The sequence below is a fragment of the Brevibacillus centrosporus genome (assembly GCF_003710815.1).
Classification (GTDB): Bacteria; Bacillota; Bacilli; order Brevibacillales; family Brevibacillaceae; genus Brevibacillus; species Brevibacillus centrosporus.
Genome location: NZ_RHHP01000063.1, coordinates 1 through 1,689, shown reverse-complemented (window position 1 = coordinate 1,689; position 1,689 = coordinate 1). Strand labels below are relative to the sequence as shown.

Below are 1,689 nucleotides of genomic sequence, written 5' to 3'. Positions count from 1 at the left end.
GCCCGTCGAAACTTGTATCCGGTTGCGATCGGCTTGCTGGTGACCACTATTGTTGCCATGTTTTTGTTATAAATGCAGAAGATATGTTGAAAAGGAAAGGCGATTGGCCAAAAGCCAGTCGCCTCAGGCTGTCGATAAAGTCGGCAGCCTTTCTTAATACCTAAATATTTCAATACGACTCCGCGTTAATGTGTTATAATACAAGTATACTATAACTGTAGGTGATCGTAATGTTACGTTCAAATAAAGATAAACAAACCGCATACGAATTTGTTTCGATTGAGCAACTCGTCCCCCAAGACCACATGCTCCGTAAAATAGATAAATACATCGACTTTTCATTTATCCTTGAAAAAGTTCGGCCCTATTATTGCGAGGATAATGGTCGCCCTGCCATTGATCCATTGGTTTTATTTAAAATGATCTTTTTGGGATACTTTTACGGCATTCGCTCGGAAAGGCGTCTTGAGCAAGAAATCCAAACCAATGTGGCCTATCGTTGGTTTCTTGGATTGGGTTTGACGGACCGGGTGCCTGATCACAGTACCATCAGTTTAAACCGTCGTGTTCGCTTTAAAGATTCCACTATCTTTCAAGACATTTTTGATGAAATCGTTCTTCAAGCCATTGGTCACAGAATGGTGGGAGGGCGGATGCTTATTTCTGACTCTACGCATGTAAAAGCCAACGCAAACAAGAATAAATACACGAAAGAGCAGGTATTACAAAACACCAAAAGCTATATGGATGAACTGAATGCTGCTGTGGAAATCGATCGGAAGAACAACGGAAAAAAGCTCTAAAACCTGAGAAGGAAGTGGTTGAACAAAAAGAAGTAAAAGTGAGCACAACAGATCCAGATAGCGGTTATATGGTGAGAGAGGGTAAGCCCGAAGGATTTTTTTATCTGGATCATCGCACAGTGGATGCAAAATACAATCTCATAACGGATGTCTATGTTACACCAGGAAACGTACATGATTCGATCCCTTATCTTCATCGCCTAGAACGCCAAACCGAGCGGTTTGGCTTTAAAGTAGAAGCTGTTGCTTTAGATTCTGGCTATTTAACAAACCCGATTTGCAACAAGTTAAAAGAGAAAAACATTTTTGCCGTTATTGCACACCGTAGGTACCATCCGACTCAAGGCTTATTTCACAAGTGGCAGTTTACATACAACTCCGAAACGAATAGTTATTTGTGCCCTCAGAATCATGAACTGCCATACAGCACTACGGACCGCAAAGGGTACCGTCATTACAAATCGAACCCGGAGGTTTGTAAAACCTGCCCTTTCCTCTCGAAATGCACCCGATCGAAGAACCACCGAAAAGTGGTCACTAGACATGTCTGGGAAGACAGCAAGGATTGGGTGCGTACAAACCGACTAAGTAAATCAGGGAAAAAGCTCTACAAAAGAAGAAAAGAAACGATTGAGCGAAGCTTCGCGGATGCCAAACAGCTCCACGGGTTTCGCTATTGCCGTTTGCGGGGGTTGCACAACGTCAGTGAACAGGCACTGATGACCGCAACGGTACAGAACATGAAAAAGATTGCCCTCCACCTTGCGAAGCAGGGGTAAAATGGAGGGCAATCTTTTTTTCTCAAGAACAAAGTAACTTTTTTTCCACTGAACCAACTAGAAGCAAGAAAGCCCTGCTTAAAAGCAAGGCTTTCTCAACAATCTGA

General features: G+C 42.8%; 1 protein-coding gene. It reads left to right on the top strand.

What is annotated here, in order from left to right; all coding sequences use genetic code 11:
• The first annotated feature begins 230 nt into the window (after positions 1–230).
• Positions 231–1,582 (top strand): IS1182 family transposase gene (locus EDM55_RS29825; protein ID WP_122962129.1). Its coding sequence is split into 2 segments (ribosomal slippage): positions 231–798 and positions 798–1,582, totalling 1,353 coding nucleotides; the frame shifts between segments, so codons are not numbered across the junction.
• Positions 1,583–1,689 lie beyond the last annotated feature (107 nt).